This is a genomic window from Sulfitobacter sp. 15WGC, from assembly GCF_005068605.1.
GTDB classification, from domain to species: domain Bacteria; phylum Pseudomonadota; class Alphaproteobacteria; order Rhodobacterales; family Rhodobacteraceae; genus Sulfitobacter; species Sulfitobacter faviae.
In genome coordinates this window covers 1-253 of the sequence record NZ_SZNL01000193.1, presented here as the reverse complement: position 1 = coordinate 253, position 253 = coordinate 1, and the positions used below count along the sequence as shown (strand labels likewise).

Annotated in this window: 1 pseudogene; it reads left to right on the top strand. The window is 62.5% G+C overall.

Going from position 1 to position 253, the window contains the following annotated elements:
• A pseudogene (locus FCK22_RS18525) lies at positions 1–78 on the top strand (amino acid ABC transporter ATP-binding protein); the annotation flags it as partial.
• Between the last annotated feature and the right edge of the window lie 175 nt (positions 79–253).

Below are 253 nucleotides of genomic sequence, written 5' to 3'. Positions count from 1 at the left end.
AACGAGCCGGAGGCTTTCTTCAACAACCCGCAAAGCCCGCGCACGCAGCTGTTCCTGAGCCAGATTCTCGGGCACTGAACCGGGCAAATCGGACCAAGGTAAAACCTACGCCCCGGCCATTCGGTCGCGCTTGCGTTTTAAACCAGTTGTTTGGGGACGGTGAAGGCGTGCAGCAGGCCGCTGCCGGGGGCCACCTCGGCCCAGCTTTCAACCGCGAAATCCAACACCGTCGTCGCGCCCGAGGGGTAGCGAT